31 protein-coding genes and 2 tRNA genes are annotated in these 25,771 nt (G+C 71.4%); 26 read left to right on the top strand and 7 right to left on the bottom strand.

Annotated features, from left to right (window positions below):
• Positions 1-63: 63 nt before the first annotated feature.
• Entirely contained in the window at positions 64-1,206 is a 1,143-nt protein-coding gene (locus KALB_RS01045; protein WP_025353870.1) for an NAD(P)/FAD-dependent oxidoreductase, read from the top strand.
• A gap of 11 nt (positions 1,207-1,217) precedes the next feature.
• On the top strand, positions 1,218-2,120 hold the full coding sequence (locus KALB_RS01050) for a LysR family transcriptional regulator (RefSeq protein WP_025353871.1): 903 nt from the start codon (positions 1,218-1,220) through the stop codon (positions 2,118-2,120).
• Positions 2,121-2,239: 119 nt separating this feature from the next.
• Here KALB_RS01050 and coaA read toward each other — a convergent pair whose 3' ends face one another.
• Entirely contained in the window at positions 2,240-3,166 is a 927-nt protein-coding gene (gene coaA, locus KALB_RS01055; protein WP_025353872.1) for a type I pantothenate kinase, read from the bottom strand.
• A 651-nt stretch (positions 3,167-3,817) separates the two neighbouring features.
• Here coaA and KALB_RS01060 point away from each other — a divergent pair.
• From KALB_RS01060 to KALB_RS01070, 3 genes are all read left to right on the top strand, one after another.
• The gene (locus KALB_RS01060) at positions 3,818-5,008 is read left to right on the top strand and encodes a thioester domain-containing protein (protein ID WP_158510698.1); all 1,191 of its coding nucleotides are present in this window, start codon (positions 3,818-3,820) and stop codon (positions 5,006-5,008) included.
• A gap of 143 nt (positions 5,009-5,151) precedes the next feature.
• A complete protein-coding gene (locus tag KALB_RS01065; protein WP_051913439.1) occupies positions 5,152-5,796 on the top strand; it encodes a putative glycolipid-binding domain-containing protein in 645 nt (214 codons plus the stop codon).
• 55 nt (positions 5,797-5,851) lie between these two features.
• Positions 5,852-6,385 carry a hypothetical protein gene (locus KALB_RS01070; RefSeq protein WP_025353875.1) on the top strand — a complete coding sequence of 178 codons (534 nt, stop codon included), beginning with the start codon at positions 5,852-5,854 and terminating at the stop codon, positions 6,383-6,385.
• A gap of 100 nt (positions 6,386-6,485) precedes the next feature.
• Here KALB_RS01070 and KALB_RS01075 read toward each other — a convergent pair whose 3' ends face one another.
• Together KALB_RS01075 and KALB_RS01080 are read right to left on the bottom strand one after the other, a co-directional pair.
• Positions 6,486-7,463: a prephenate dehydrogenase gene (locus KALB_RS01075; protein WP_042220089.1), complete on the bottom strand. Its 978-nt coding sequence runs from the start codon at positions 7,461-7,463 to the stop codon at positions 6,486-6,488.
• Between the two features lie 39 nt (positions 7,464-7,502).
• On the bottom strand, positions 7,503-8,741 hold the full coding sequence (locus KALB_RS01080) for a M20 metallopeptidase family protein (protein WP_025353877.1): 1,239 nt from the start codon (positions 8,739-8,741) through the stop codon (positions 7,503-7,505).
• 102 nt (positions 8,742-8,843) lie between these two features.
• Between KALB_RS01080 and KALB_RS01085 the strand changes: the two genes are divergently transcribed.
• From KALB_RS01085 to KALB_RS01165, 17 genes are all read left to right on the top strand, one after another.
• Positions 8,844-9,332, top strand: coding sequence for a tRNA adenosine deaminase-associated protein (locus KALB_RS01085; protein WP_025353878.1), 489 nt, complete (start codon positions 8,844-8,846; stop codon positions 9,330-9,332).
• Positions 9,329-9,784, top strand: a complete 456-nt coding sequence (locus KALB_RS01090; RefSeq protein WP_025353879.1) for a nucleoside deaminase — start codon at positions 9,329-9,331, stop codon at positions 9,782-9,784. The genes KALB_RS01085 and KALB_RS01090 overlap by 4 nt, the downstream gene beginning before the upstream one ends.
• Before the next feature lie 96 nt (positions 9,785-9,880).
• Entirely contained in the window at positions 9,881-10,090 is a 210-nt protein-coding gene (locus tag KALB_RS01095) for a CsbD family protein (RefSeq protein WP_025353880.1), read from the top strand.
• 104 nt (positions 10,091-10,194) lie between these two features.
• A complete protein-coding gene (locus KALB_RS01100) occupies positions 10,195-10,773 on the top strand; it encodes an RNA polymerase sigma factor (RefSeq protein ID WP_042221499.1) in 579 nt (192 codons plus the stop codon).
• Complete coding sequence (locus tag KALB_RS01105) at positions 10,764-11,342, top strand: anti-sigma factor family protein (RefSeq protein WP_025353882.1); 579 nt, start codon at positions 10,764-10,766, stop codon at positions 11,340-11,342. Before KALB_RS01100 ends, KALB_RS01105 begins: the two co-directional genes overlap by 10 nt.
• Positions 11,339-11,773 (top strand): Asp23/Gls24 family envelope stress response protein, encoded by a 435-nt coding sequence (locus tag KALB_RS01110; RefSeq protein ID WP_025353883.1) that lies wholly within the window; start codon positions 11,339-11,341, stop codon positions 11,771-11,773. Before KALB_RS01105 ends, KALB_RS01110 begins: the two co-directional genes overlap by 4 nt.
• Positions 11,770-12,066: a hypothetical protein gene (locus KALB_RS01115; RefSeq protein WP_025353884.1), complete on the top strand. Its 297-nt coding sequence runs from the start codon at positions 11,770-11,772 to the stop codon at positions 12,064-12,066. Before KALB_RS01110 ends, KALB_RS01115 begins: the two co-directional genes overlap by 4 nt.
• Positions 12,067-12,096: 30 nt before the next feature.
• Positions 12,097-12,181, top strand: a tRNA-Ser gene (locus tag KALB_RS01120).
• A 216-nt stretch (positions 12,182-12,397) separates the two neighbouring features.
• A complete protein-coding gene (locus KALB_RS48395) occupies positions 12,398-13,639 on the top strand; it encodes an HNH endonuclease (RefSeq protein ID WP_148309313.1) in 1,242 nt (413 codons plus the stop codon).
• A gap of 143 nt (positions 13,640-13,782) precedes the next feature.
• Complete coding sequence (locus KALB_RS01130; RefSeq protein ID WP_042220093.1) at positions 13,783-16,266, top strand: DUF8508 domain-containing protein; 2,484 nt, start codon at positions 13,783-13,785, stop codon at positions 16,264-16,266.
• A gap of 55 nt (positions 16,267-16,321) precedes the next feature.
• On the top strand, positions 16,322-16,915 hold the full coding sequence (locus KALB_RS01135; protein WP_025353887.1) for a helix-turn-helix domain-containing protein: 594 nt from the start codon (positions 16,322-16,324) through the stop codon (positions 16,913-16,915).
• A 21-nt stretch (positions 16,916-16,936) separates the two neighbouring features.
• Entirely contained in the window at positions 16,937-18,088 is a 1,152-nt protein-coding gene (locus KALB_RS01140) for an NAD(P)/FAD-dependent oxidoreductase (protein WP_025353888.1), read from the top strand.
• A complete protein-coding gene (locus tag KALB_RS01145; RefSeq protein ID WP_025353889.1) occupies positions 18,085-18,288 on the top strand; it encodes a (2Fe-2S)-binding protein in 204 nt (67 codons plus the stop codon). Before KALB_RS01140 ends, KALB_RS01145 begins: the two co-directional genes overlap by 4 nt.
• Positions 18,285-19,508, top strand: a complete 1,224-nt coding sequence (locus KALB_RS01150) for an FAD/NAD(P)-dependent oxidoreductase (RefSeq protein ID WP_025353890.1) — start codon at positions 18,285-18,287, stop codon at positions 19,506-19,508. Before KALB_RS01145 ends, KALB_RS01150 begins: the two co-directional genes overlap by 4 nt.
• The gene (locus KALB_RS01155) at positions 19,505-20,398 is read left to right on the top strand and encodes a dihydrodipicolinate synthase family protein (RefSeq protein WP_025353891.1); all 894 of its coding nucleotides are present in this window, start codon (positions 19,505-19,507) and stop codon (positions 20,396-20,398) included. The genes KALB_RS01150 and KALB_RS01155 overlap by 4 nt, the downstream gene beginning before the upstream one ends.
• The gene (locus KALB_RS01160) at positions 20,398-21,399 is read left to right on the top strand and encodes a proline racemase family protein (RefSeq protein WP_025353892.1); all 1,002 of its coding nucleotides are present in this window, start codon (positions 20,398-20,400) and stop codon (positions 21,397-21,399) included. The genes KALB_RS01155 and KALB_RS01160 overlap by 1 nt, the downstream gene beginning before the upstream one ends.
• A gap of 10 nt (positions 21,400-21,409) precedes the next feature.
• Positions 21,410-22,828, top strand: a complete 1,419-nt coding sequence (locus KALB_RS01165) for an aminopeptidase P family protein (RefSeq protein ID WP_025353893.1) — start codon at positions 21,410-21,412, stop codon at positions 22,826-22,828.
• Here the strand turns inward: KALB_RS01165 and KALB_RS01170 are convergent.
• A complete protein-coding gene (locus KALB_RS01170) occupies positions 22,818-23,123 on the bottom strand; it encodes a hypothetical protein (RefSeq protein ID WP_148309314.1) in 306 nt (101 codons plus the stop codon). The two genes, KALB_RS01165 and KALB_RS01170, sit on opposite strands and share 11 nt — an antisense overlap.
• A gap of 50 nt (positions 23,124-23,173) precedes the next feature.
• On the opposite strand from KALB_RS01170, the gene KALB_RS01175 reads away from it, so the two are divergent.
• Both KALB_RS01175 and KALB_RS01180 read left to right on the top strand, forming a co-directional pair.
• Positions 23,174-23,503 carry a hypothetical protein gene (locus KALB_RS01175; RefSeq protein WP_148309315.1) on the top strand — a complete coding sequence of 110 codons (330 nt, stop codon included), beginning with the start codon at positions 23,174-23,176 and terminating at the stop codon, positions 23,501-23,503.
• Positions 23,504-23,552: 49 nt separating this feature from the next.
• Complete coding sequence (locus KALB_RS01180; protein ID WP_025353895.1) at positions 23,553-23,984, top strand: DoxX family protein; 432 nt, start codon at positions 23,553-23,555, stop codon at positions 23,982-23,984.
• Here KALB_RS01180 and KALB_RS01185 read toward each other — a convergent pair.
• Entirely contained in the window at positions 23,981-24,283 is a 303-nt protein-coding gene (locus tag KALB_RS01185) for a DUF6191 domain-containing protein (RefSeq protein WP_236650150.1), read from the bottom strand. The genes KALB_RS01180 and KALB_RS01185 overlap by 4 nt on opposite strands.
• Before the next feature lie 416 nt (positions 24,284-24,699).
• Positions 24,700-24,786: transfer RNA gene (locus KALB_RS01190), tRNA-Ser, on the bottom strand.
• Between the two features lie 198 nt (positions 24,787-24,984).
• On the opposite strand from KALB_RS01190, the gene KALB_RS01195 reads away from it, so the two are divergent.
• Positions 24,985-25,185, top strand: a complete 201-nt coding sequence (locus KALB_RS01195) for a cold-shock protein (protein WP_025353897.1) — start codon at positions 24,985-24,987, stop codon at positions 25,183-25,185.
• Positions 25,186-25,306: 121 nt separating this feature from the next.
• The gene (locus tag KALB_RS49730) at positions 25,307-25,438 is read left to right on the top strand and encodes a hypothetical protein (protein ID WP_268872235.1); all 132 of its coding nucleotides are present in this window, start codon (positions 25,307-25,309) and stop codon (positions 25,436-25,438) included.
• A gap of 4 nt (positions 25,439-25,442) precedes the next feature.
• Here KALB_RS49730 and KALB_RS01200 read toward each other — a convergent pair whose 3' ends face one another.
• Positions 25,443-25,703, bottom strand: coding sequence for a DUF8847 domain-containing protein (locus KALB_RS01200; protein ID WP_025353898.1), 261 nt, complete (start codon positions 25,701-25,703; stop codon positions 25,443-25,445).
• Between the last annotated feature and the right edge of the window lie 68 nt (positions 25,704-25,771).

Consider the following 25,771-nt stretch of genomic DNA (forward strand, 5'->3'; position numbering starts at 1 on the left):
CTGGCGCTCAGCAGCACGAAGTCGCGATGTCCCACCGCTGCTGGGCAGCCCTACCTTGGGCTGATGGACGAGCGAGCCGAGGTGGTCGTCATCGGAGGCGGGGTCGTCGGCCTGTCGGCGGCCTTCCACCTCGCCGAGGCGGGCGTGGACGTGCTGCTGCTGGAACGCGACGAGCTGGGCGCGGGCAGCACCTGCCGTGCCGCGGGCGGGGTGCGCGCCCAGTTCTCCGACCCGGTGAACATCGCGCTGGGCCAGCGCGGGCTGGCCGCCTTCGAGCGCTTCGGCCAGCGGCCCGGCGGAGAGATCGACCTGCGGCAGAACGGGTACCTGTTCCTGCTCGACGACCCCGAGCACGTGACGGCGTTCGAGCGGAACGTGGTGCTGCAGAACGAGATGGGCGTGCCCAGCCGGATGCTCACCGTGGCGGAGGCGCGCGAGCTGTCCCCGCTGGTCGCGGCGGAGGGGCTGCTCGCCGCCGCCTATTCGCCGACTGACGGCCACTGCACGCCGGAGGCCGTGGTGCAGGGCTACGCGCGAGGAGCCCGCGCGCACGGCGCCCGGATCCGCCAGCGCCGCGCGGCCACCGGCATCGAGGTCCAGGACGGCCGGATCACCGCCGTCCGCACCGACCAGGGCCGCGTCATGACCTCGGTCGTGGTGTGCGCCAGCGGGGCCTGGTCGGCAGCCGTGGGCGAGATGGTCGGCATCGACCTGCCCGTTGTGCCGCTGCGCAGGCAGATCGTGGTCACCGAGCCGATCGCCGACCTGCCGCCCGGCCTGCCGATGACCATCGACTTCGGCACGACGTTCTACTTCCACGAGGAGGGCAGGGGCCTGCTGGTCGGCATGTCCGATCCTGAGCAGGAACCCGGTTTCCTGCTCAGTCCCGACGAGGCCTGGCTGCCCAGGCTGGCCGAGGCCATCGCGCGGCGGGCACCCGCCCTGTCCGAGGTCGGCATCGCGCACCGCTGGGCCGGGCTGTACGAGATGAGCCCCGACCACAACGCGATGATCGGCGAGGCGGCCGGGGTGAGCCGGTTCCTCTACGCCACCGGCTTCTCCGGGCACGGCTTCCTCCAGGGCCCCGCGGTCGGCGAGGTGCTGCGCGACCTGGTGCTCGGGCACCGGCCGGTGGTGGACGTATCCGCCATGTCCGCGCAGCGGTTCGCCGCGAGCACCCAGCGCCCGGAGCTCAACTGCGTCTAACCTCGGTTGTCATGCTCAACCCCATCCACCTGCGCACGCTCACCGAAGCGGTGCGGTCGGGGTCGTTCGCCGAGGCCGCGCGGGTGCTGGGCTACACCACCTCGGCCGTATCCCAGCAGATCGCCATGCTGGAACGCGCTGTCGGCGCCCAGCTGTTCGAGCGCTCCGCGCGCAGCGTGCGGCCGACCGCCGTCGCGCAGCGGCTGGCGGTGCTGAGCAGGCACGCCCTCGCCGCGCTGTCCGAGCTGGAGCACGAGGTCCGTGCGCTGACCCGCGGTGAGGCGGGCACCCTGCGGCTGGCCAGCTTCGCCACCGCCAACGCGCGCGTCATGTCCGCGGCGCTGGCTGCCGTGGTGCACCGCAGGCCGGGGGTGGACGTGCTGCTGGACGAGGGCGAACCGGACGAGGTGCTCGCCTCCGTGCTGGACGGCGAGCGGGACGCCGCCGTGGTCTTCGGCTACGACCTGGATCCCCGTAGCTGGCCCGCCGAGCTCGTGCAGACCCCGTTGCTGGCCGAACCGTTGGTGCTCATCGCCGCCGCGGGCCGCGAGATCGGCTCGCTGACCGAGGCCGGACCCGAGCACTGGATCTGCACCCGTGCCGACACCGCGGGCGCCCGCTCCCTGGAACGCCTCTGCGCCGCGGCCGGGTTCGCGCCACGGATCACCTTGCGCAGCAACGACTACGGAGTCGTCTGCGAGCTGGTCCGCCGGGGCCTCGGCGTCGCCGTCGTGCCCAAGCTGGCGCTGGAGCACGACACCGGCCTGGTCGTGCGGCCCTTGCCGGAGCCCGCGGCCCACCGCCGGATCCTCGCCCTGCACCGCTCCAGCAACACCAATCCCCTGCTGCCCGTGGTGCTCGACGCCCTGGCCACCGCCTGCGAACTGGTCGCCGCGGGCTGGGACAAGTCGTAACGACTAGTGCATCCCCCGCCACTCCCAGGGGGGCGACCCCGTCACCAGTCTACCGCCCACCCCCGACAGTTGATCTTGCTGAAGATCCAGATGTGGACAACTCGGCGGGTGTGCACAACTCAGAGCTTGCGCATCCGGACCCGGCTGATCGAGTGGTCGGAGTCCTTGCGCAGCACCAGCGCGGCGCGGCCCCTGGTCGGCCGGATGTTGCTGAGCAGGTTCGGCTCGTTGATCTCGGTCCAGATCTGGGTCGCCCGCTGTACGGCCTCCTCGTCGGTCAGCGTGGCGTACCGGTGGAAGAACGAGGCCGGGTTGGAGAACGCGGTGTGCCGCAGCGCGAGGAAGCGCTGCACGTACCACTGGCGGATGTTGTCGATGTGCGCGTCCACGTAGATGGAGAAGTCGAACAGGTCGGAGACCGCCAGCCGGGAACCGGGCTGCAACACGTTCAACCCCTCCACGATCAGGATGTCCGGCTGCCGGACGACCTGGCGCACGTCGGGCACGATGTCGTAGCTCAGGTGTGAGTAGACCGGGGCCTCCACCGCGTGCGCCCCCGCCTTCACGTCCGCGACGAAGCGGACCAGCGCGCGGCGGTCGTAGCTCTCCGGGAAGCCCTTGCGGGTCATCAGCCCGCGCCGCTCCAGCTCGGCGTTGGGGTACAGGAAGCCGTCCGTGGTCAGCAGGTCCACCCTGGGGTGGTCCGGCCAGCGCGCCAGCAGGGCTTGCAGGATGCGGGCGGTGGTGGACTTGCCCACGGCGACGCTGCCCGCCACCCCGATGATGAACGGCACCTTCTCGGCCGCCTCGCCGAGGAAGGTCGTGGTCGCCGCGTGCAACCGCTGCCTGGCCGCCACCTGGAGGTTGATCAGCCGGGACAGCGGCAGGTAGATGTCGGCGACCTCGTCCAGCGAGATGCGCTCGCCGAGTCCGCGCAGCCGCTGCAGTTCCTCGGAGGTCAGGCTCAGCGGGGTGCTGGCCCGCAGTTCCCGCCAGTGCTGACGGCCCAGTTCTACGTAGGGGCTGAGGTCGCGGACGCGCGTCACCCGCTCAGTTTCCCCATTGGTGGCCGGTTCAACATCCCGGAGGACACGTGATGTTCACGACGCGGCCGCGCGCGATCTTGCAACTCGAACGGAGTAACCACCCGAATGGAGTGATCTCCGTTGGATAACGATCATATCGCGAACTGTTGAAGCAGCTCTGGTGCTCGCTGTAACTGAATCGTTTCCAACTGCGGAAACATCGATCCGTGGTGGACCGCTTGATGCGTGGCCGAGCGTGCCGTGAACCGCTTTTCGCTCACGCTCGGTGATTGCTGAGCGTGGCTCGGGTCCAACCGTCCCGTGTGGAGCGTGGAGAGCGCTCCCAGGAAGCGGTTCGGGGGGTGGATTCCCACAGGTGGGAGGCCATGTGGTGATCGTTGGCGGGTCGACTGCCCGTGACGTTCACCCTATCGAGTACTGTGGCGCCGCATTCCTTGCTGGCGAGCTACACGAACGCCACTTCTGAGCCGTTCGGAGTAAGCACCGCGAGGTCGAATACATCAGTTCGTGTGGCGTTCGAAACTTGGTGTAACGCCGCTGAGTAGGCAGTCCGTCGGGGACCACTGCTAGCCAGGTTGAAGGAGAGTCATGGCATCCCGGTTCCACCCGCTCCGTGTGGGCGCAGCTGTGCTCGGTGCGTCGGTTGCCCTCATGGCCGCTGCGGCCCCGATGGCCATCGCGGACGATGGCAAGGACAACCACGGGCACGCCAAGCCGCGTGACGGCAAGCGCGACACCCCGCTGGCCAGCGTGGACGAGACGCACGGCTACAACGTGGTCCTCAAGGGCGACAAGTTCGCCACCGAGCAGACCCTCCTGATCCCGCTCAAGGTCGAGAACACCAACGTCCTGACCTACTGCGTCGAGCTGAACGTCGAGATCGACGGCAAGGTCAAGATGACCGAGGTGCCGTGGGACAAGTACCCCTACGACCCCTCGCAGCACGGTGCCCCCGGCTTCAAGCAGAACAGCCAGCTGATCAACTGGGTGCTGCAGAACAGCTACCCGAACGTCACCCCCGATGCGCTGGGCGCGGCCATCACCAAGGCGGGCGGCACGCTGCACGACGGCCTGAACGCCCACGAGGCGATCACCGCCACCCAGGCCGCGATCTGGCACCTGTCCGACGGTGCCGACCTGGACGAGAACAACGCCACGCCCTACAACGGTGCCGAGGCCGGTGCCGACGTGGTCGCCGCGTACAAGTACCTGCTCAAGAACGCCAAGGCGGTGCAGGAGCCGACCCCCGGCCTGTCCCTGCTGCCCAGCGAGAAGACCGGCAAGACCGGTGAGCTGATCGGGCCGTTCACGGTCAAGACCACCGCGAGCAAGGTGGACCTGAGCAAGAACCTGCCCAACGGCGTGACCCTGACCGACAAGGACGGCAAGGCGATCGACAAGGTCGTCGACGGCACCGAGATCTACGTCAAGGTCCCGGCCGACGCCAAGGAGGGCAACGGCGGCTTCTCCGTTGACGCCGAGGCCCACCTCAAGGCGGGTCGCCTGTTCGTCGGCGCCGACGCCAAGGGCAACGCGCTGACCCAGTCGCTGATCGTTGCCAAGCCCACCGACGTGAAGCTGCACCAGGAAGCCAAGGCGAACTGGACCGTCGCCCCCGTGGTGACCACCACCACGCCGGTGCCGAGCACCACCACCAGCGCCCCCGCACCCAGCACCCCGGTGACCACCACCACCCCGGTGCCGGTCCCGGTGCCCGCCTCCAACGACACCCCGCTGGCCTACACCGGTGCCTCCGTCATCGGGGCCATCGTGGCCGGTGTCGTGCTGGTCGGTGCCGGTGTCGGCGCGCTGTTCTTCGTGCGTCGCCGCAGGGCCAACTGATCACCCCGCTCGACTGAGCACTGAGGGCCTCCCGGGCTGTGTTGGGAGGCCCTCAGTGCTGTCGACGGTGTGATCGGGGCACCCGTTTGGGTACGCTCCGAAGTCAGGTCTGAAACGACGCGAGCAACGGCCGAAGGTGGACTGTGAACCTCCCGAACACCACTGAGCGGACCCCCTCCGAGGGGCGGAACCACCCCGCTGCCCCGCTCGGCAGGCGTCCCATCATGGTCACCTGGCAGGCACTCACCGGCCCCCGCCTGGAGTCGGCGCGGCTGGTGCTCTCCGAGAGCCGGATCAAGGCGTCCGGGCGCGTGGTCGCGGCCAGGTCCGGCGACCACGAGGCCTACAACGCCTCGTTCGAGCTGTCCGTCGGCGAGGACGGGGTGGTGTCCCGGCTGTTGCTGCGCAGCGCCACCGCCGAGGACGAGCGGCAGGTGTCCATCAGCCGCACCGAGGACGGGGTCTGGCTGGTCGACCGCGGGCGTGGGGCCGAGCGCAGCGAGTTCGAGGGCGCCGTGGACGTCAACGTGGAGAGCAGCGTTCTGTTCAACGCCTTACCGATCCGCAGGCTCGGACTGCACCGCGAATCCGGGGAGCACGAGCTGCCGGTGGTCTGGGTGTCCCTGCCCGACCTGTCCGTGCGACTGGTCCGTGAGCGGTACCGGACCGTCTCGTTGTCCGACACCGGCTCCGTGGTGTCCTTCGCGCGCGACGAGTCGGCCAACGACCTGACGGTGGACCCCGACGGCCTGGTCATCGACTACCCAGGGCTCGCCAGCCGGGTCTGATCGCTCTGCGTGGCCGATCGCTGCACTCCGTGACGGGTGCGGGATGATCGGCCCGGTGAGCGTGCACGTGTTCGTCGACGAGTCCCGCCGGGGAGCCACCTACTTCCTGGCCGCCAGCCACATGCAGCCGGACAAGCTGGGACGAACCAGGACAGCTCTGCGCTCCCTGTGCCTGGGTGGCCAGCGCCGGATCCACTTCAAGGACGAGGGATGCGCACGCCGCCGCGAGATCATCGCGCGGCTGGAGTGCCTCGGGCTGCGGGTCGCGATGTACACCAGTCAGGAGCCCGGCGAACTCGCGCGGGAGAACTGCCTACGCGGCCTCGTAGCCGACCTGGTCGAGGCCAACGCACGGCGCCTGGTGCTGGAGAGCCGGGCCAGCGGTGATCGGCTCGACCTGCGAGTACTCCGCACCGCGATGGGCCACCACGCGCGTCGGACCGGCCTGGTCTACGAGCACCTGCGCCCGCACGAGGAACCGCTGCTCTGGGTGCCCGATGCCGTCGCCTGGTGCTTCGGTGGCGGAGGTGACTGGCGGCGACGAGTCGCCAAGCTGGTCGTGCGCTGCGTGGACACCGATCTGCTCTAGACAGCGCGAAGCCCGAACTTCCGTCGTCCGGCGGTCGTTCGGGCTCACTTCCTCGGCTTACGGGCCGCGGCTGGCTCCACTCTACCCGACACGGGCAAGCTCAGAGGGTCTTCACCACGGCCACCGTGCCGTCCAGTGAGGTCAGCCTGCCGCCCCGGTTGCCCAGGTCGCGCAGGGTCGCCATGGCGTTGTCCGCGGTCAGGTCCACCTTGACCGCCTGGCGCGGGCCGGACCGGTGCTGTTCCAGTTCGCGGCGGGCCAGGTGGCCAGCGTTGACGGTGGCGGCCAGCCCGCCGGTGGAGGCCAGCGAGCCGCGGGCGGCGCCGAGCCGGCCGAGCGCGTCGTCCACGGCGTCCAGCAGCGCGGCCCGGTTGCCCTCGCACATGGCCTGCACCAGTTCGGGCCTGCTGGAGGCGACCCGCGTGCCGTCACCGAAGGACCCGGCGGCCAGCGCGAGCGAGAGCGGCCCGCCGGAGGCGCCGACCGAGGCCAGTACGGCGGCGAGCAGGTGCGGCAGGTGCGAGATGCGGGCCACGGCGTCGTCGTGCGCGGCCGAGGAGGTGGGCACCACGTGTGCCCCGCAGCTCAGCGCGAGCTGCACGACCTCGGCCCACACCTCCTGGTCGGAGTCGTCCTCGGTGGTCACGACCCACGGCGCGTCCCGGAACAGCTCGGCCGACCCGGAGGCCCAGCCGGAGCGGGAGGTGCCCGCCATGGGGTGCCCGCCCACGTAGCGCGCGTACGGGTTGATCTTCCGCACGGCCTCGGTGACGGCGCCCTTCACGCTGGTGACGTCGGTGAGCCTGCACCCGGGTGCGAAGGCGGCCACCGAGCGCAGCACCTCAGGTAGCGCCGTCAGCGGCACGGCGAGCACGACGAGCGCGTCCTCCTCGTCGGCCCGCCGCAGCGCGTCGTCCAAGCTGGCCTCGACGGTGAACCCCGCCGCGGTCGCGGCCTCGGCGTCGGCTGTGGAGGCTGTCGCACCCCACACGGCCCTGCCGGCCGCGCTGGCAGCGCGCAGCACCGAACCCCCGATCAGTCCCAACCCGAGCACGCAGACAGGCAGCACGCGCACCATCCTGCCGCCAACTCGTGGTTCAGCGAAACCACCCCAGGCTCAGCGGAGCGCGTCGAGTGCGAACGCGGCGTACATCGCCACCCCGTGCTCCATCGCGGACTCGTCGAACACGACCCGGTTGGAGTGGTTCGGGGCCGCCCGCTCGGGCTCCACCGCGGGCGGGCAGGCCCCCAGGAAGGCCATCGACCCGGGCACCTGGCGCAGCACGTAGGAGAAGTCCTCGGAGCCCATCATGGGCTGCGCCATCGGCTCGCTGCACCGGCTGCCGAGCACGGTGCTCGCCAGCCCCAGCACCTTCGCGGCCACCTCCTCGTCGTTGACGGTCACCGGGTAGCCGCGCTCGATCTGGAAGGTGGCCGCGCAGCCGTGCGCCGCCGCCACGTGCTCGCACACCCGCTTGGCCTCGGCGTGCACCTGGGCCCGTGAGGCCTCGGAGAAGGTGCGGATCGTGCCCTCCAGTTCGGCGACCTCCGGGATGATGTTGCTGGTCGTGCCCGCGGCGATGCGGCCGACGGTCAGCACGGCCGGGTCGAAGGCGCTGATCCGCCGGGTGATCATCGTTTGCAGCGCGCCGACCATGGCCGCCGCCGCGGGCACCGGGTCCAGCGCGTTGTGCGGCATGGAGGCGTGCCCGCCCCTGCCGACCACCTTGACCCGGAACACGTCGGCCGCCGCCATGATCGCGCCGGGCCGCGAGGTGATCACCCCGGACTTCAGCGTGGACGTGATGTGCAGGGCGAACGCCTCGTTGACGCGCACCCCCGAAGCGCCGAGCACGCCCTCGTCCAGCATCAGCTTGGCGCCGTGGAAGCCCTCCTCACCGGGCTGGAACATGAACACCACCCGGCCGGTCAGCGCCTCCCTGCGCGAGCACAGCAGGCGGGCCGAGGACGCGAGCATGGCCACGTGCGTGTCGTGCCCGCAGGCGTGCATGGCGCCGTCCACCTCGGAGGCGAAGCCGCAGCCGGTCTGCTCGGTCAGCGGCAGCGCGTCCATGTCCCCGCGCAGCAGCACGGTCGGGCCGGGGCGTGCCCCCTGGAGCACCGCGACCACGGAGTCGCAGGACTCGCCCTTGGTCACGGTCAGCGGAAGACCCTCCAGCGCGTGCAGCACGGCGGCCTGCGTCCCCGGGAGCCGCAACCCCAGCTCAGGGTGTTTGTGCACCTGCCTGCGCAACGCGACCGTCCTGGGTTGCAGGGCTCGGGCCGCCTCGATCAGCCCGGTGAACCGCGGGTCACTGGACTGGGTGCGGGCGGGGCGCGCAGCGGAAGTGGTCATCCCCCGATGGTCCCACCTGATCGGCCTCGTGGCTGGGCACAGATCAGCGGCCTGAGGGGGATGGTGCTTCCGGGTGATGGGCTGGGCGCATACGGTATGCGCATGTCGGTGCACGAGCCGCTAGGGGGCTTCGGCGTCGCGGTCGTCCGTGAGGACGGCAAGTGGCGTTGCAGCTCGATGGACAGCACCGCGCTGGGGGAGCTCGACGCGGCGATAACCGAACTGCGCCGGATGCGCTCCACCGGCGCCGTCTTCGGCATGCTCAACGTGGACGACGAGTTCTTCGTCCTGCTCAGACCCGGTCCAAGCGGGGTGTCCCTGCTGCTGTCCGACGCCGCGGCGGCGCTGGACTACGACATCGCGGCGGACGTGCTCGACCTGCTGCGGGTCGAGCCGCCGGACGAGGAGGACGACGGGCTGTGGCCCGAGGGTGACCTGGGGCTGCTCGCCGACCTGGGGCTGCCCGACGGGGAGCTGCACGTGATCGTGGACGAGGTCGACCTGTACCCGGACGAGCAGTTGCAGATGATCGCGCAGCGCTGCGGCTTCGGCGCCGAGTTCAGTGCGCTGGTGGATCGCGTGGAGCAGTGAGGCCCGGGGACGAGGAGCTGGTCCGCGCGGCGCTGCGGGCGGCCCGGCTGTCCGGCTCCGACGTGCCGATCGGTGCGGTCGTCGTCGGCCCGGACGGCACGGAACTGGCCAGCGCGTGCAACGCCCGCGAGTCGCTGGGCGACCCGACCGCGCACGCCGAGGTGCTGGCGCTGCGCGAGGCGGCCCGGCGGCACGGGGACGGCTGGCGGCTGGAGGGCTGCACGCTCGCGGTGACGGTCGAGCCCTGCACGATGTGTGCGGGCGCGCTGGTGCTGGCGCGGGTGGCGCGGGTCGTGTTCGGGGCGTGGGAACCGAAGACGGGCGCGGTCGGCTCCCTGTGGGACGTGGTGCGCGACCGGCGGCTCAACCACCGGCCCGAGGTGGTCGGCGGGGTGCTGGAGCAGGAGTGCGCGCAATTGGTGGACGAGTTCTTCCGCCACCATCGAATGTGACCCCAGTCACAAGTTCGTGAGGTTGTGCGCGCACCGGGCATCTCTCCTCTGTCCGGGTCGGAAGCAGTCCGGCCCCTTCCCACTGGAGGAACCACCATGAGCGTCTTCGACAAGGCCAAGGACAAGGCCGAGCAGCTCATCGGCGAGGCCAAGGAGAAGATCGGCGAGCTCACCGGCAACGACAAGCTCCAGGCCGAGGGCAAGAAGGACCAGGTCGTCGGCGAGGTCAAGGAGGCCGGTCACGACCTGCGCGACAAGGCCGCGGGCGTGGTGGACGAGGTCAAGGACAAGCTGTCCGGCAAGTAACCCGTGCGGGGGAGCAGTCCCCAGCGGCATGAGCGGTCCACTGTCACCATGGGCTCATTCCCGTTCACAGGGAGTGGGCCCAGGTGCGCTTGAGGAGGTGAGTGGTGTCGGACCTCCAGCAGGAGGAGACGTCCAGCGCGGACATCGACGACGCCACGCTCGCCACCAGGGCCGCCGACGGGGACGTCGCCGCGTTCGAGATGCTGCTGCGCCGCTACCAGGACCGGGTCTTCGGCCTGGCGTTGCGCATGCTGGCCGACCGGGCCGAGGCGGAGGACGTCACCCAGGAAGTCTTCGTGACGGCGTGGCGGCGGCTCGGGGAGCTCGCCGAACCCGCTGCCGTGCGGACCTGGCTGTTCCGCATCGCGCACAGGCAGTGCCTCGTGCTGTTGCGCAAACGCAAGAGCCGCAAGACTGAACCGACCGATACCGTGCCCGAGACCGCGGCCGTCACACGACACGATCCGGAGCGCGCCGCGCAGACCGGGGCGGGGGTGGAGGCTTTGCGCAAGGCACTGGCAGGCCTGCCCGCCCCGCAACGCGCGGTCTGGCTGCTCGCGGAGGTCGACGGCCTGTCCTACGCCGAGATCGCTGGCGTCGTCGGCGCCTCCGAGCAGTCGGTGCGCGGCAGGTTGTCGCGGGCACGGGCGAAACTGGCGGAGGTGATGCGCGCATGGCGTTGAACCCGCCCCGCCGTCGTTTCCCCTCGACCGGACGACTGCCCTGTGGGCGTTCGGTCGACGCGCTCTGGGACTCGGTGGTGTCGGGCGCCGAGTTGGACCACCACTCGGCGAGTTGCCCGCACTGCCAGACCGCGCTGGACGGTCTGCGTGCGCTGCACTCGGCGACCAGACAACTCGTCGACGAGGAGGTCTCCGCCCCGCCCAGCCTGCTGGAGCGGGTCATGCGGGTGGTCCGCACCGAGGCGCGCAGCGGCGAGACGGTGCCACTGGTGTCCGGCCCCGACCCGGCCCGCATCTCGACCAAGGCGGTGGCCGCGGTCGTGCGCTTCGCCGTGGACACCCAGCCCGGCGCCGTGCTGCGCGCGCGGCGCTGCGAGGTGCACGCCCCGGTGGACGCCGTTGACGTGCTGGACGTGCGCGTCGAGGTGCTCGTGCCCGAGGGGTACCGGCTGCACGAGGCCGCGCTGCGGCAACGGATCGAGGCGGTCGTGTCCGCGCACGTGGGAATGCGGCTGCGTGAACTCACCCTCGACGTGGTCGAGGCGGACACCAGGGAGGGGGCGACATGACCACTGCGCTGGGCGGTGCGGTGGAGGTGGCCGAGGGCGTGGTCGTCGAGTCGCGGGCGATCGCGCGGCTGACCGCCACCGCCGCGCGGTCGGTGGACGGCGTGGTCAGCCTGGAGCCGACCCTGCTCGGCTTCGTCGCCGACCTGGGCAGACAGCTGCGAGACGTGATCACCGGCCGGGACGTCGCAGACCCCGTGGACGGGATCCAGGTCAGCGCCGAGCCCGCCGCCGTGCGGCTCGGCGTTGCGCTGTCCGTTGGCGGGCGGCCAGCGCGCGAGGTGTCGGTCGAGGTCTCGCGGACCGTGCGCGACAACGTGCAGCACAACCTCGGCGTGCGCGTGGACGAGGTGCGGGTCACCGTCGTCGACGTGGCGCTGATCCCGCCCGAGGCGCGCGTCCCGCAGCAACAGGTCGCGGCGGTGGCGCCGTGACCGAACCCGACACAGGCGAGGACCTGGCCACAGCCGTGCGGGCCGTGCTCGCCGAGGTCGGCGGCCTGCACCCGGCCGTCGCCGAGGACGCGCCGATCACCAAGGTGCCCGGCGTGGACGAGCCGTGGATCACAGCCACGGCCGACCGGTTGGTGGTGAGCGTGGTCGCCGACGCCGAGGCCATGCCCGTGCTGCCCAAGCTACTGCTCGCCCGGCAGGCCCTGACCAGTGCCTTCGAGCTGGACGTCGAACTGCGGCTGGTGGACCTGGTCGATCGACCACCCGACGAATAGGCCCCCGACCGGTCCTGTATTGTTCTCCCCGGTGACGTGTCCGAGCGGCCGAAGGAGCGCGCCTCGAAAGCGCGTGAGGGGCAACCCTCCGTGGGTTCAAATCCCACCGTCACCGCTCAGGGTCGAAGGGGCCTGTCCGCAGAAAGCGCGGACAGGCCCCTTCGCCGTTTGTTCTGGGGGGCGACCCCCAGACCCCCGGTGTGGGGGCGCTGCCCCCACGGCCCCCGATCTGGGGGGCGGGCTCCAGACTTTGGGGGGTGGGGACGGGTTCGCCGCTGGGGGCACCTGAGGAGCGGGCTGACTTGTCGGGGGTGGGTTCTAGGGTCGGGGTGTGGCGCTAGAGGACATCACGCGTGAAGCGGTGCTTGAGGCGATCGGGGAGTGCAGGCGGCTCGGGCGCCTGGAGTTCCTGGCCAAGTACAGGTTCGGTGTGGCCCGGTCGTACTTCCTCGTGCACGAAGGGGAACGGTACGACTCCAAGGCGATCGTCGGGGTCGCGCACGGGTACGCCACCGGGCAGTTCTGGCGGCCTGCGGACTTCAGCGGCGGTGAGGCCACTGTGGCCAGGCTGCTGGAACGCCTTGGCTACATCGTCGAGCGCGAGCTGAACCAGGGCGAGCGGGTGGCGAAGGCTTGGGCGTTCGCGGCGCTCGGTGACCAGCGTGACTTCCAGGGCAACGACGGCTACGCAGACGTGGTCGACTCTGAGTACGCGTACGACTCCGCTGTGCAGAACCACGGCCAACCCGCTGTGGGCGACCTGGTCCTGTTGCGCGCCAAGAAGTTCGTGCTGGGGGTGGGGCGGATCCAGCGCATCGACGTCGAGCGCGATCAGCCCAAGACCAGGCTGCGGTGCCCGCAGTGCCGCTCGACCAGTTTCAAGCGCCGCAAGAAGACCAAGCCGACCTACTGGTGCTCGGCGTGCAAGAGCGCATTCGACACACCAGTGCAGGAGGCGGTGGTTGTCGACCGCTACACCGCCCACTACGCAGGCACCTGGCAGGAGTTGGAGGGGGCGATCTCGATGGCCCAGGTCGATGCGGTCGCCGTCAATGGCTCGAAGCAGCCAGTGATCCGCGAGCTGCACCTGAACGGCGTGGTGAACCTCCTGGAACAGCTCTCCGTCCCGGTGCCGCCGCCGACGACGACCACGCAGGACGCGCCCACTGGAAGCCTGGCCGCGGGGAGGCGGAAAGCGCTGGTCAGCGTGCGCAAGGGGCAGAAGGGGTTCCGCAAGGCCCTCGTGGACAAGTACGGGTTCGTCTGCGCGGTCACCGGGCCCTGCCCGGGGCAGGCACTGCAGGCAGCGCACCTGCGCTCCTTCGCGGTCCACGAGAAGCACGTGGTCGAGGAGGGGATGCTGCTCCGCTCCGACATCCACGCCCTGTTCGACTGCGGCATGCTCGCGGTCGACCCGGAATCGCTCGTGATCGCGGTCGACCCCAGGCTGCTGGACCACCCGGGCTACGCCGCTCTGAACGGCCGATCCCTGGCCATTGCCGAGGAGAAGTGCCCGGACCGGACGGCGCTCGCCGAGCACTTCGAGGCGGCGACTGCGAACTGGGCCAGGTAGTCGTCCAAACCGCTCTTCGGCGTCCAAACAGGACGTGAACTGCCCGGCCGATCGGCTGGCCTGCGTGAACCTTCGGCGAAAAGCCTTCACTGGCTGAGGATCGCGGGAGAGGATGCCCCGACCACTGATCGAGGAGGACGAGGGTGACCCCATCTCCGCACCGCCGCAGAGCCCTGGCCGGCACGGCGGCGACCGCGCTGCTGACCGCAGGGCTGGCCGTCACGGCACCGCCCGCGGGCGCGGCACCGAGCGCCGACGCGCTGATCGCCGAGGTGTACGGCGGCGGCGGCAACTCGGGCGCGACCCTGACCAGCGACTACGTCGAGCTGGCCAACCGGGCGGCGGCGGCCGTGTCGGTGGACGGCTGGAGCGTGCAGTACCTGCCCGCGGCCCCGAAGCCGACGAGCACCTGGCAGGTCACGGCGCTGACCGGCTCGATCGCGGCGGGCGGCAAGTACCTGGTCGGTGAGGGCAAGGGCGCTGGCGGCACGGCGGCGCTGCCCGGCCCGGACGCCAGCGGGACGATCAACATGTCGGCGACGGCGGGCACGGTGGCGTTGGTGGCGGGCAAGGACCCGCTGACCTGCCTGACCGCGGCGGACTGCGCGGCCGACAGCAGGGTGCGCGACCTGGTGGGCTTCGGCGGCGCGGTGGTCCGCGAGGGCAACGCGGCCCCGGCTCCGGCCAACGCGACGGCGCTGGCCCGGGTGGCGAGCCTGGCCGACACCGACGACAACGCCGCGGACTTCGCGGTGGGCGCCCCGGCCCCGGTCAACAGCAAGGGCGAGACCGCGCCGGGTGGCGGCGGGGACCCGACCGACCCCGGTCAGCCGGGCACGGCGCGGATCCACGACATCCAGGGCACCGGCCGCCTCTCGCCGCTGGACGGCAAGCAGGTCACCAACGTGCCGGGCATCGTTACCGGCGTGCGCAACTTCGGCTCCAGCAAGGGTTTCTTCTTCCAGGACCCGAACCCGGACAACGATCCGCGCACCAGTGAGGGCCTGTTCGCCTACACCAGTTCGGCGGCGATCACGGTCAAGCCGGGCGACTCGGTGCTGGTCTCCGGCACCGTGCACGAGTTCTACCCTGACGAGAAGGGCACGAGCTCGGCGTACCAGTCGATCACGGAGCTGAGCAACCCCAAGGTGTCGGTGGTCTCCTCCGGCAACGCCCTGCCCGCTGCCGAGGTGATCGGTGCGGACACGGTGCCCGCGGCCTTCTCGCCCACCGGCGGCAACATCGAGACGCAGGCCCTCCAGCCGGACAAGTACGCGCTGGACTACTACGAGTCCCGCGAGGGCATGCGCGTGCAGGTCACCGACGCGCGCGTGGTCGGCGCCACCGACAAGTACAACGAGCTCTACGTGACGAGCAAGCCCGCGCAGAACCCGAGCGAGCGCGGCGGCACGGTGTACCTGGGCTACCAGGACCCGAACAGCGGTCGGCTGGAGGTCCAGTCGCTGATCCCGTTCGCGCAGGTGCCCTTCCCCAAGGCCAACGTCGGCGACAAGCTGACCGGCAGCACCGAGGGCCCGCTGGACTACACCCAGTTCGGCGGCTACGCGCTGCAGGCGACCACCCTGGGCACGCTGGCTCCGGGCAACCTCCAGGCGGAGACCACCAAGCGGCAGACGGTGGACGAGCTGGCGGTGGCCACCTACAACGTGGAGAACCTGGCGCCCGGCGACGCGCAGGCCAAGTACGACCGGCTGGCCACCAACCTGGTGCACAACCTGGCGACCCCGGACGTGGTGTCCCTGGAGGAGATCCAGGACAACTCCGGCGCGGCCGACGACGGCACCGTGGCGGCCGACCAGACGCTGAAGAAGTTCACCGACGCCGTGGTGGCCGCGGGCGGTCCGCAGTACCAGTGGCGGGAGATCGACCCGGTCAACGACGCGGACGGCGGCCAGCCCGGCGGCAACATCCGCATCGCGTTCCTGTTCAACCCCAAGCGGGTCTCCTTCGTGGACCGGCCCGGTGGGGACGCGACCACTGCCACGCGGGTGCTCACCAAGAACGGCCGCCCGCAGCTGTCGGTCTCCCCGGGCCGCGTGGACCCGGCGAACCCGGCGTGGAACGCCAGCCGCAAGCCGCTGGTCGGCGAGTTCTCCTTCCAGGGCCGCACGGTGTTCGTGATCGCCAACCACCTGGTGTCCAAGCTGGGTGACCAGCCGGACGTGGGCCGCTACCAGCCGCCGACCCGCGGCTCCGAGGTGCAGCGCGGGCAGCAGACCGCCGCGCTGCGCGCCTTCGTGGACCAGATCCTGAAGGTGGACGAGAGGGCCAACGTGGTGATCCCGGGCGACTTCAACGACTTCCAGTTCTCCTCCTCGCTGGCCACCCTCACCGCGGGCGGCAAGCTGCGGGACCTGGTGGCCGAACTGCCCGCGGCGCAGCGCTACAGCTACGTCTACCAGGGCAACTCCGAGGTGCTGGACCACATCCTGACCAGCACCGGCCCGCGGGGCGTGGGCTACGACGTGGTGCACGTGAACTCCGAGTTCTACGACCAGGCCAGCGACCACGACCCCCAGGTGGTGCGGCTGCGGCCGAGCACCAGCATCGGCTGGCTGGACAACCTGCTCGACCTGGTGCACTGCTTCGCACCGCCCGCCCCGTAACAGCAGCCCCACGTGGGGGCCCACAGCCGGGGCCCCCACGTGGCACGCTGGGGCCGTGGTGGAACAGAGGGCGGGCCAGGTGCTGGCCGCCAACCTGAAGGTCCTGCGCGAGCAGCGCGGGTTGTCGCTGTCCGAGCTGGCCAGGCGCTCCAACATCGCCAAGGGCACGCTGTCCCAGCTGGAGTCCGGTGCGGGCAACCCCACCATCGACACTGTGTTCAGTTTGTCGAACGCGCTGACCGTACCGGTGTCCACCCTGCTCACCCACCGCGCCGACCCGGACGTGGTGCTGGTGCGTTCGGCGGGCATCGAGGTGCTCAGCAGCAACGCCGTGGACCTGCGCATGCTGCGCAGGCTGGACGTCACCGAGACCGTGTTCGAGGTCTACGACCAGCGCGTACGGCCCGGGCAGCGCCAGCACTCCGAAGGTCATCCCGGCGTGGAGCACGTGGTCGTGACCGAGGGCCGGTTGCGGGTCGGCCCGCCGGAGGACCCCTACGAGCTGGGCCCCGGGGACTACGTCAGCTTCCCGGCCAACCGCCCGCACATCTACGAGACCGTGGACGGCCCGGTGACCTCGGTGTTGCTGCTCCAGTACCCGGTCGACTCCGGCCCGCCGACACTTGACGCGCACCACCTCGCGCCGTAGCGTTCATTTTATTGAACGGAGGTGGAGCGGGTGGACGCGGTGGTCGTGGGTGCCGGGGTCATCGGCGCCGCCTGTGCCGAGGCGCTGAGCGCGGCGGGACTGCGGGTCACCGTGCTCGACCGCGGGCCGCTCGCCTCGGCCACCACCGCCAGCGGCGAGGGCAACGTGCTGGTCTCCGACAAGGAACCCGGACCCGAGCTCGCGCTGGCCCAGGCCTCCCGGCGGTGGCTGCCCGACCTGCTCGCCGGGCTGGCCGAGGAACTGGGCCCCAGACTGTCCGAGGTGGAGTGGCAGCCCAAGGGCGGGCTGGTCGTGGCCACGGCGGAGGAGTCCGCGGGGCCACTGCTGGAGTTCGCCGCCGAGCAGCGCGCCGCCGGGGTGCGCGCCGACCGGATCAGCCCCGAGCGGGCCCGCGAACTCGAACCGCTGCTCACCGACCGTGTCGCCGCCGCCGTGCACTACCCGGACGACGCCCAGGTGCAGCCCGTGCTGCTGGCCACCACGCTGCTCGCCGCCGTCGAGCAGCGCGGTGGCCAGCTCCTGCCCGGTGTGACGGCCACCGGGCTGCGGCCCGGTGAGCTGCTCACCGACCGGGGACCGATCCCGTGCGAGCTGGTGGTCAACGCCTGCGGGCCCTGGGCGGGCGAGTTCGCCGCGCGCTGCGGTGCGCCGATCACCGTGCTGCCGCGCCGTGGCGTGGTGCTGGTGACGGCTCCGCTGCCGGAAGTGGTGCGGCACAAGGTGTACGACGCGGACTACGTGGGAGCGGTCGCCAGCGGGGACGCCGACCTCCAGACCTCCACCGTGGTCGAGTCCACGCCGGGCGGCACCGTGCTGATCGGCTCCAGCCGCCAGCGCATCGGGTTCGACGACAGCCTCCAGGTGCACGTCCTGCGCGAGCTGGCGCGCAAGGCCATCGCGCTTTTCCCGTTCCTGCACGGGGTTCCCGTGATGCGGGCCTACGGCGGTTTCCGCCCGTACACCCCGGACCACCTGCCGGTGATCGGCCCCGACCCGCGTGTGCCAGGGCTGTGGCACGCCACCGGCCACGAGGGCGCGGGCATCGGGCTGGCCGCCGCCACCGGGCGCCTGCTCGCGGAGTTGGCCACCGGCCGGCCGCCGCACGTGGACCCGATCCCGTTCCGCGTCGACCGGCCGGGGGTGGCCGCGTGAACGTCACCGTGGACGGCACGCCGATGACCGCCGAGCCGGGGCGGACCGCCGCCGCCGTGCTCATGCTCGCTGGTCGGGACGCGGGCGTGTTCTGCGGCATCGGCGTGTGCTTCAACTGCCTGGTCGAGGTCAACGGAGAGCGGGATGTCCGCTCCTGCCAACGGGTTCTGGTCGACGGGGACGAGGTGCGCACGCGATGACCGTGGTCGTGGTCGGCGCGGGACCGGCCGGGGTCAGCGCCGCCGTGTCCGCCGCGCGGGCGGGCGCCGAGGTGCTGCTGGTCGACTCCGCGCCACGCATCGGCGGCCAGTACCGGCGCCAGTCCTTCCGGCAACCGGAGCTACGGGTCCAGCACCCGCGCGTGCACCACCTGCCCAACACCACGGTGTGGGCCGTCGAGGGCAATCGCCTGCACCTCACGGGAAATCGCGTGGTCACGGCCTCCGCCCTGGTGCTGGCCACCGGGGCCTACGACCGGGCGCTGCCCTTCCCGGGCTGGGACCTGCCCAACGTCTACACCGCTGGCGCCGCGCAGGCCCTGGCGAAGGGGCAGGGCATCGCCGTGGGCAAGCGGGTCGTGGTCGCCGGGACCGGCCCGTTCCTGTTGCCGGTGGCCAAGTCCCTGCTCGAGGTCGGCGCCGAGCTCCTCGGGGTGTTCGAGGCGAACGCGCCGAGCCGGAACTGGCTGCGCGAGCCGGCGGCCCTGCTCGCCGGGCACCGGAAGGTCCTGGAACTGGCTTCGTACAGCCGAGTTGCCCGCTACTACCGGCAGCGCACCGCCGTGGTCGCCGCGCACGGCAGCGAGGTGACCCTGGCCCGGCTGGACGAGCACTGGAACGTGCTGCGGACCTGGCGGGTGGCCGCCGACGCGGTCTGCGTGGGCTACGGCTTCGTGCCGCAACTGGAACTGGCTGTCGCCGCGGGATGCCGTCTGCACAACGGTTTTGTCGCCGTGGACGCCGAGCAGCGCACCTCGGTGCCCTGGGTCTACGCCGCCGGGGAGCTCACCGGCATCGGCGGTGCGGAACTCGCCGCGCAGGAAGGCGTGCTGGCCGGGTCGGCGGCGGCGGGATCGCCGTTGCCGGGCCGCGTGGACCGCCGGTTCGCCGAGGCGCTGGCCCGCGTGTACCCGGTGAAACCCGGGTGGCGCGGCTGGCTCACCCCGGACACGGTGATCTGCCGCTGCGAACGGGTCAGCTACGACTCGCTCCAGCACGCCGCCGAGCAGCGGGCCGCCCGCGGTGTGCGCTCGCTCAAGCTGGTCAGCCGCCTCGGGCTCGGCCGCTGCCAGGGCCGCATGTGCGGCCGCAACGCCGCCGACCTGGTCGAGGGTCTGGACGCCGAGGCGTTCGCCCGCCGCCCCATCGCCACCCCGCTCAGCCTCGGTGAACTCGCCGCTACGCCAGAGGAGTTGTCATGACCCAGGACTTCGCCGGAGTTGTCGTCGCCACGGCGCTGCCGTACGCCGAGGACCCCAGCGCGCCCGCCGGGCTGCGCGTGGACCTGGAGCGCTACGCCGAGCACTGCCGCTGGCTGATCGACAACGGCTGCCAGGGCGTCGGGCCGAACGGCTCGCTGGGTGAGTACTCCTCACTCACCGACGAGGAGCGCAGGGCGGTGGCCCGCACCGCGGTCGAGGCCGTTGGCGAGGACGGGCTCGTGGTCGTCGGCGTGCACGCGCCCGGCTCGCACCAGGCGCTGCGCTGGGCCGAGCAGGCCGCCGAGGACGGGGCCGACGGGCTGCTCTGCCTGCCGCCCACGATGTACCGGGCCAACCACGCCGAGGTGGTCGCCCACTTCGAGGCGGTGGCCAGCGTGGGGCTGCCGGTGATGGTCTACAACAACCCCATCGACACCAAGGTCGACCTGACGCCCGAACTGCTGGCGGAGATCGCGCAGCTCGACAACGTGACCGCGGTCAAGGAGTTCTCCGGGGACGTGCGGCGCGTGCTGGAGATCCGCGAGCAGGCACCCGGACTCGCGGTGATCTCCGGGGCCGACGACGTGCTGTTGGAGAGCGTGCTGATGGGTGCCACCGGCTGGTTCGCTGGCTTCCCCAACGTGTTCCCCGCCGAGTCGGTGGAGCTGTTCACCTTGGCCCGCAACGGAAAGCTCGACGAGGCCCGCAAGCTGTACGAGCCGCTGATCGCCGCGTTCCGCTGGGACTCGCGCACCGAGTTCGTACAGGCCATCAAGTACGCCATGGACCGGGTCGGCCGCTACGGCGGGCCGTGCCGCCCGCCGCGCGGGCCGCTGACCCAGGAGCACCTGGCCCGACTGGACGCCGACCTCGCGCGTGCGGGCATCTGATGCGTGCCTCCCGCTGTTTCAGCGCGGTCGACTCGCACACCGAGGGCATGCCCACGCGGGTCATCACCGGCGGCGTCGGGCCGATCCCCGGTGCCACCATGGCGCAGCGCCGCGAGTACTTCGTGCGGCACATGGACCACATTCGGCAGCTGCTCGTGAACGAGCCGCGCGGGCACGCCGCGATGAGCGGGGCGATCCTGCAACCGCCGCTGCATCCGGACGCCGACTGGGGTGTGCTCTACATCGAGGTGTCCGGCTGCCTGCCGATGTGCGGGCACGGCACGATCGGCGTGGCCACCGTGCTGGTCGAGACCGGCATGGTGGAGGTGGTCGAGCCGGTGACGACCGTGCGCCTGGACACACCCGCGGGCCTGGTCGTGGCCGAGGTCTCGGTGCGCGACGGGCACGCCGAGTCCGTGCGGATCCAGCTCGTACCCGCGTACGCGCACGAGCTGGACGCCGTGGTGGAGGTCCCCGGCCTCGGCGAGGTCCACTACGACATGGCCTACGGCGGCAACTTCTACGCGATCCTGGACGCCGGGCAGCTGGGCATCCCGTTCGACCGCGCGCACAGCGACCGCATGCTGGCCGCTGGACTGTCCATCATGGACACGATCAACGCGGTGCGCCGACCGGTGCACGTGACCGATCCGGGCATCGCGGGCTGCAAGCACGTGCAGCTCGTCGCGCCGGGCCTGCACGGCAGTGATTCCCGCAACGCCATGGTGATCCACCCCGGCTGGTTCGACCGCTCGCCCTGCGGCACGGGCACGTGTGCGCGCATGGCTCAGTTGCACGCGCGCAACGAACTGCCGCTGGGGCAGGACTTCGTGAACGAATCGCTGCTCGGCACGCGGTTCACCGGCCGGTTGGTGGACAGCGTGTCGTTGGGGGATCGACAAGGCGTGATCCCGACTATCGCCGGGCGCGCCTGGCTGACCGGCATGGCACAGTACCTGGTGGATCCGACAGACCCGTTCCCGAACGGGTTCATCCTGTGAGGAGCGTGCGATGACCGACCGGCCGGCGAGGCGGGACCCGAGCAAGCTGGTCGAGGCCAGCGGATTCCGGGCCTCGGTGGGGGACGGCTGGGGCGAGGCCGCCCGCGAGGTGCGGCTGACCCCGGGCGCCCGCGAGGCAGCGGCGGCCCACCGGGCCAAGCTCAGCGCGGAGTTCCCCGGCCAGCGCATCGTCGTGGCCGCGGGCCGCGCCCCGGTGCGCGCCAACGACACCGACTACGACTTCCGCCCGGACAGCGACTTCTCCTGGCTGACCGGCTGCCACGCCGAGGGCGCCGTGCTGGTCATGCAGCCCACCGCGGGTGGGCACGACTCGGTGCTGCTGCTGCGGCCCCCGGCGCGGCCCGGCGACCCGGAGTTCTTCGGCAGCGCCCGCGACGGGGAGCTGTGGATCGGCCCGGTGCCCGGCCTGCCCGAGTGGGGCGAGGCCCTGGGCCTGCCGTGCCGACCGGTGGAGGACCTGGCCTCCGTGCTGCGCGGCCAGCACCCGCCGGTGCACGTCACCGCCGGGGTGGAACCGATGCTGGACGCGCTGGGCCTGGGCAACAGCACCGGTCTGCGTAGCACCCTGTCCGAGCTGCGCCGGATCAAGGACGACTGGGAGGTCGGCCAGCTCCAGGCCGCCGTGGACGCCACCGTGCTCGGCTTCGCCGAGGTCGCGGGCGAGCTGCCCATGGCGATCAAGGGCGGCGGTGAGCGCTGGTTGCAGGGCACCTTCGACCGCAGGGCGCGCACCAGCGGCAACGCCCCGGGCTACAGCACGATCATCGCCGCCGGCCCGCACGCCCCGGTGCTGCACTGGGTGCGCTGCGACGGGGAGGTCACGCCCGAGCAGCTGCTGCTGATGGACGCCGGGGTGGAGGTCAACACCCTCTACACCGCCGACGTGACCAGGACCTTCCCGGTGGGCGGCAAGTTCAGCGAGCCGCAGCGCCAGGTGTACGACCTGGTGCTGGCCTCGCACGTGGCCGCCATGGCCGAGGTCAAGCCGGGGGCGGCGTACCGCACCTTCCAGGCCACCGCCATGCGCGTGCTCGCCGAGGGCCTGCACGACTGGGGCCTGCTGCCCGTCTCGGTGGACCAGGCACTGGACCCGGACGGCCAGCACCACCGGCGCTACATCGTCTGCGGGGTCGGCCACTTCCTCGGCCTGGACGTGCACGACTGCGCCAGGGCGCGGGCCGAGCACTACCACGACGGCAACCTGGAGGTCGGCATGGCGCTGACCGTGGAGCCCGGGCTGTACTTCCACCCCAACGACCTGACCGTGCCGCCGGAGCTGCGCGGCATCGGCGTGCGCATCGAGGACGACCTGGTGGTCACCGAGACCGGCAACCGGGTGCTGTCCGACGCACTGCCGATCACCGCCGACGGGATCGAGCAGTGGGTGGCCGGCTGCCTCAGGGGCTGATCAGGTCCAGGGCCAGCTGATCGGAGGACACCGCGGCCGCTGACTCGCGCACCTGACCGGAGCGCAGGCAGCGGCCGCAGGTCACCGGGTCGTTCGTCGGCTCGAACCGGGTGAAGTCCCAGGTCCCGGTGCCCACGTGGCAGGCGGGCGCCGGGATCAGCACCCCGCCGATCCACTGCTGGGAGTGCACCGCGTGCACCGTGGTCGAGCTGCCCAACCGCCCGTTGCGCCGCTCGAAGCGCTGCCGGGCGTGGGCGGCGGTCGAGGACAGCAGCACGCTCAGCGGATCGGTCACGTGCTCCAGGATCGCACGGGGCACCGACAGTCGGCGCCTATCATCGACTCGTGGCGGACTGGCGGGCACGAGCACTCGTCGTGTTCGCCGTGCTGCTCTGTGGGGCCCTGGTCTGGGCCGGTCCCACGCCCTGCCCGCACAGCGGCGGCACCGCCTCGGGCGCCCGCGTACTGGCCGTCGCCCAGCTCGCGGTGGCCACGCCGGGCTGCGCGCCCCGTGCTGAGCGGGCCGAGTTCCGCGTGGATCCGCCCGCACCTGCGGCGCAGGTCGCATCCCTTGTGCGGCACGAGGTCCGACGCCAGCCGGAGCTGCCGCCACCCCCGGTGCGCCCACCCGTGCACGTGGCGCAGCCCGCCTTGATCTCGGTGCTCCGCATATAGGCCGTCCGGCGAACCCCGTTCCCGGTCGACCTACACCTCGGAGTACCCCGTGCACCTTGTCTCGTCCCTGCGCGCCCTGGACTGGGCGCCCAAGCTGGTCCTGCGCGTCACCGTCGGCTTCATGTTCCTCAGCGGAGCCGTGGGCAAGCTCGCCGACCTCGGCGCGTTCGCCGCCACCTTCGGTGAGTCGGGCATCCCGCTGCCCGGCGTGACCGCCCCGGTGGTCGCCGTGCTCGAACTGCTCGGCGGCCTCGCGCTGGTCCTCGGCCTCGGCACCCGGCTGTTCGCGCTGGTGCTGGCCGTCATCATGCTCGGCGCGCTGGTCACCACCATCGCGCCGCCGCTGCTGAGCAAGTACCCGGACCCCTGGCACTTCCTGAGCAACCTGTTCTACGCGCCCGAATGGCTGCTGCTGGGCCTGCTCGCCTGGTGGGCCTGCACAGGGTCAGGTCGCTACGGCCTGGACCAGCTGCGGGCCTAGCGGCTCAGCCCGTGCTGCGGTCGGGAACGCGGGTTGTCCGGCCGCAGCACCGCAACCCCGCCGTCCAGGTCGACCCCGTTGCGCGGCGGGGCGCCCTGGGCCTCCTCGTCGCACATCATCGACATCGACTGCTGGTGGTCCAGTTCCACCCGCTTCGTGCCGTAGAACATCGCCGTGACCTCGTTGAGGTATGTCGCCGCTATCGGGGCGCCCTTGCGCTTGCGCCGTCCCTGCCGCAACAGCTCGTACACCGCCACTGCCACGACCGCCAGCACACCGCCCGGGATGCTCCACGCCAACAGGGTCTCCACACACCACGAACGCCCCGTGCGCCGGTGGAGTTCCTACCCGGCGGGCCAGGCGCTACTGCCCTCAGGTGGGGGCCCAAGGGGGCGGAGCCTGCCTGGTTTAGCCCGGGCGCATGGTGTGCCGCGCTCCGTGGGTGGGGGTCCAGGGGGCGAAGCCCTGCTGGCCTGGGGCCTGGGGCGAGAGCCCGGAAGCGTGGCGAGCGAGGGGCGTCTGCGCTCTCCGTGGTGGGGCCCAAGGGGGCGGAGCCTGCCTGGTTCAGCCCGGGCGCACGGTGTGCCGCGCTCCCCGCAGGTGGGGGTCCAGGGGGCGAAGCCCTCCTGGCCTGGGGCCTGGGGCGAGAGCCCCAGAAACGCGACGAGCGAGGCGCGTCTGCGCTCTCCGCAGACACGCCTCGCCCACTCGCGAGCGGAGGATACGGGATTTGAACCCGTGAGGGGTTTAATCCCCAACACGATTTCCAATCGTGCGCCCTAGGCCACTAGGCGAATCCTCCGTCGATGAGCTTACCGGAGCCCACCTTGACCAGCCAAAACGGCTGGTGAGCGGCGGTGTGCGGGCCGACTGGTGACCGTGTGTGCAACCCGCTGGGCCGTTTGCGTGATCCTGCGGGTGTCCCGGTGAAGGGTCTCGATCTTGCCGGTCCGCTGTTCGATACTCGGCGGCAACGCAGTTCGTGGCGCGAGGAGTGGACATGGCACAGGGCACCGTGAAGTGGTTCAACGCCGAGAAGGGCTTCGGCTTCATCCAGCAGGACAACGGGCCCGACGTGTTCGCCCACTTCTCCGCCATCCAGGCCACCGGCTACCGCTCGTTGGAGGAGAACCAGCGCGTGGAGTTCGAGGTCGTGCAGGGCCCCAAGGGTCCGCAGGCGGACCGGATCCGCGTGATCTGAGCCTCCCGCGCGATCCCGGCGCCGCCGCGGTGATCCGTGGCAAGGTGGAGGGGTCGCCGCGAAAGAGGGGGTACGGGTGGCTGGGTGCAGGGACTGCACGGCGTGCACAAGGTCCTTCGTCGTGAAGGTCTTCCGCACAGTGTTGTTCGTCTGGTGGGTGTGGCTGTTCAAGCTGTTCCGGCGGACCTGTCCGCAGTGCTCGCACGTGATGGCGAAGCACCAGCGCAGGGCCGACGGATCGTTCCGCGACTAGCGGGCTAGGAGCGCGCGCGGGTCCCGGCGTACACGTACTTCCAACGTCCGTGCGTCGGCTCCGCGGGCCGCTCGTAGACCACCACCGGCGAGGCGGCCAGCGCCTGCTTGAGTTTCTGCCGGTCGCGCTCCTTGGGCAGTTGCGGGAACTCCCAGCGGGGCAGCACCGGAACCCCGTCGTTCTGCGCGGGCACCTTGATCGTGCGCCCGTCCTCGGGCCCACCGAACAGCTCGATGTCTATTTCCGTGCGCGTGTTCTCCGCCATGGCGCCGCATCATGCTCCCGTTCGCCGATGACCGCCCGCCGGAACACCGGGTTGGGCGACGCGCTACA

The sequence above is a fragment of the Kutzneria viridogrisea DSM 43870 genome, assembly GCF_000525635.1.
GTDB classification, from domain to species: domain Bacteria; phylum Actinomycetota; class Actinomycetes; order Mycobacteriales; family Pseudonocardiaceae; genus Kutzneria; species Kutzneria viridogrisea.

Bases quoted from the DNA above. Each gene is read 5' to 3' on its own strand.
- KALB_RS01075 (WP_042220089.1), bottom strand. From the start codon at position 7,463: ATGGTGCGCGTGCTGCCTGTCTGCGTGCTCGGGTTGGGACTGATCGGG.
- KALB_RS01050 (WP_025353871.1), top strand. From the start codon at position 1,218: ATGCTCAACCCCATCCACCTGCGCACGCTCACCGAAGCGGTGCGGTCG.
- KALB_RS01200 (WP_025353898.1), bottom strand. From the start codon at position 25,703: ATGGCGGAGAACACGCGCACGGAAATAGACATCGAGCTGTTCGGTGGG.
- KALB_RS01105 (WP_025353882.1), top strand. From the start codon at position 10,764: ATGGCGTTGAACCCGCCCCGCCGTCGTTTCCCCTCGACCGGACGACTG.
- KALB_RS01085 (WP_025353878.1), top strand. From the start codon at position 8,844: ATGTCGGTGCACGAGCCGCTAGGGGGCTTCGGCGTCGCGGTCGTCCGT.
- KALB_RS01155 (WP_025353891.1), top strand. From the start codon at position 19,505: ATGACCCAGGACTTCGCCGGAGTTGTCGTCGCCACGGCGCTGCCGTAC.
- KALB_RS01045 (WP_025353870.1), top strand. From the start codon at position 64: ATGGACGAGCGAGCCGAGGTGGTCGTCATCGGAGGCGGGGTCGTCGGC.
- KALB_RS01060 (WP_158510698.1), top strand. From the start codon at position 3,818: ATGGCCGCTGCGGCCCCGATGGCCATCGCGGACGATGGCAAGGACAAC.
- KALB_RS01195 (WP_025353897.1), top strand. From the start codon at position 24,985: ATGGCACAGGGCACCGTGAAGTGGTTCAACGCCGAGAAGGGCTTCGGC.
- KALB_RS01160 (WP_025353892.1), top strand. From the start codon at position 20,398: ATGCGTGCCTCCCGCTGTTTCAGCGCGGTCGACTCGCACACCGAGGGC.
- KALB_RS01165 (WP_025353893.1), top strand. From the start codon at position 21,410: ATGACCGACCGGCCGGCGAGGCGGGACCCGAGCAAGCTGGTCGAGGCC.
- KALB_RS01110 (WP_025353883.1), top strand. From the start codon at position 11,339: ATGACCACTGCGCTGGGCGGTGCGGTGGAGGTGGCCGAGGGCGTGGTC.
- KALB_RS01150 (WP_025353890.1), top strand. From the start codon at position 18,285: ATGACCGTGGTCGTGGTCGGCGCGGGACCGGCCGGGGTCAGCGCCGCC.
- KALB_RS01095 (WP_025353880.1), top strand. From the start codon at position 9,881: ATGAGCGTCTTCGACAAGGCCAAGGACAAGGCCGAGCAGCTCATCGGC.
- KALB_RS01080 (WP_025353877.1), bottom strand. From the start codon at position 8,741: ATGACCACTTCCGCTGCGCGCCCCGCCCGCACCCAGTCCAGTGACCCG.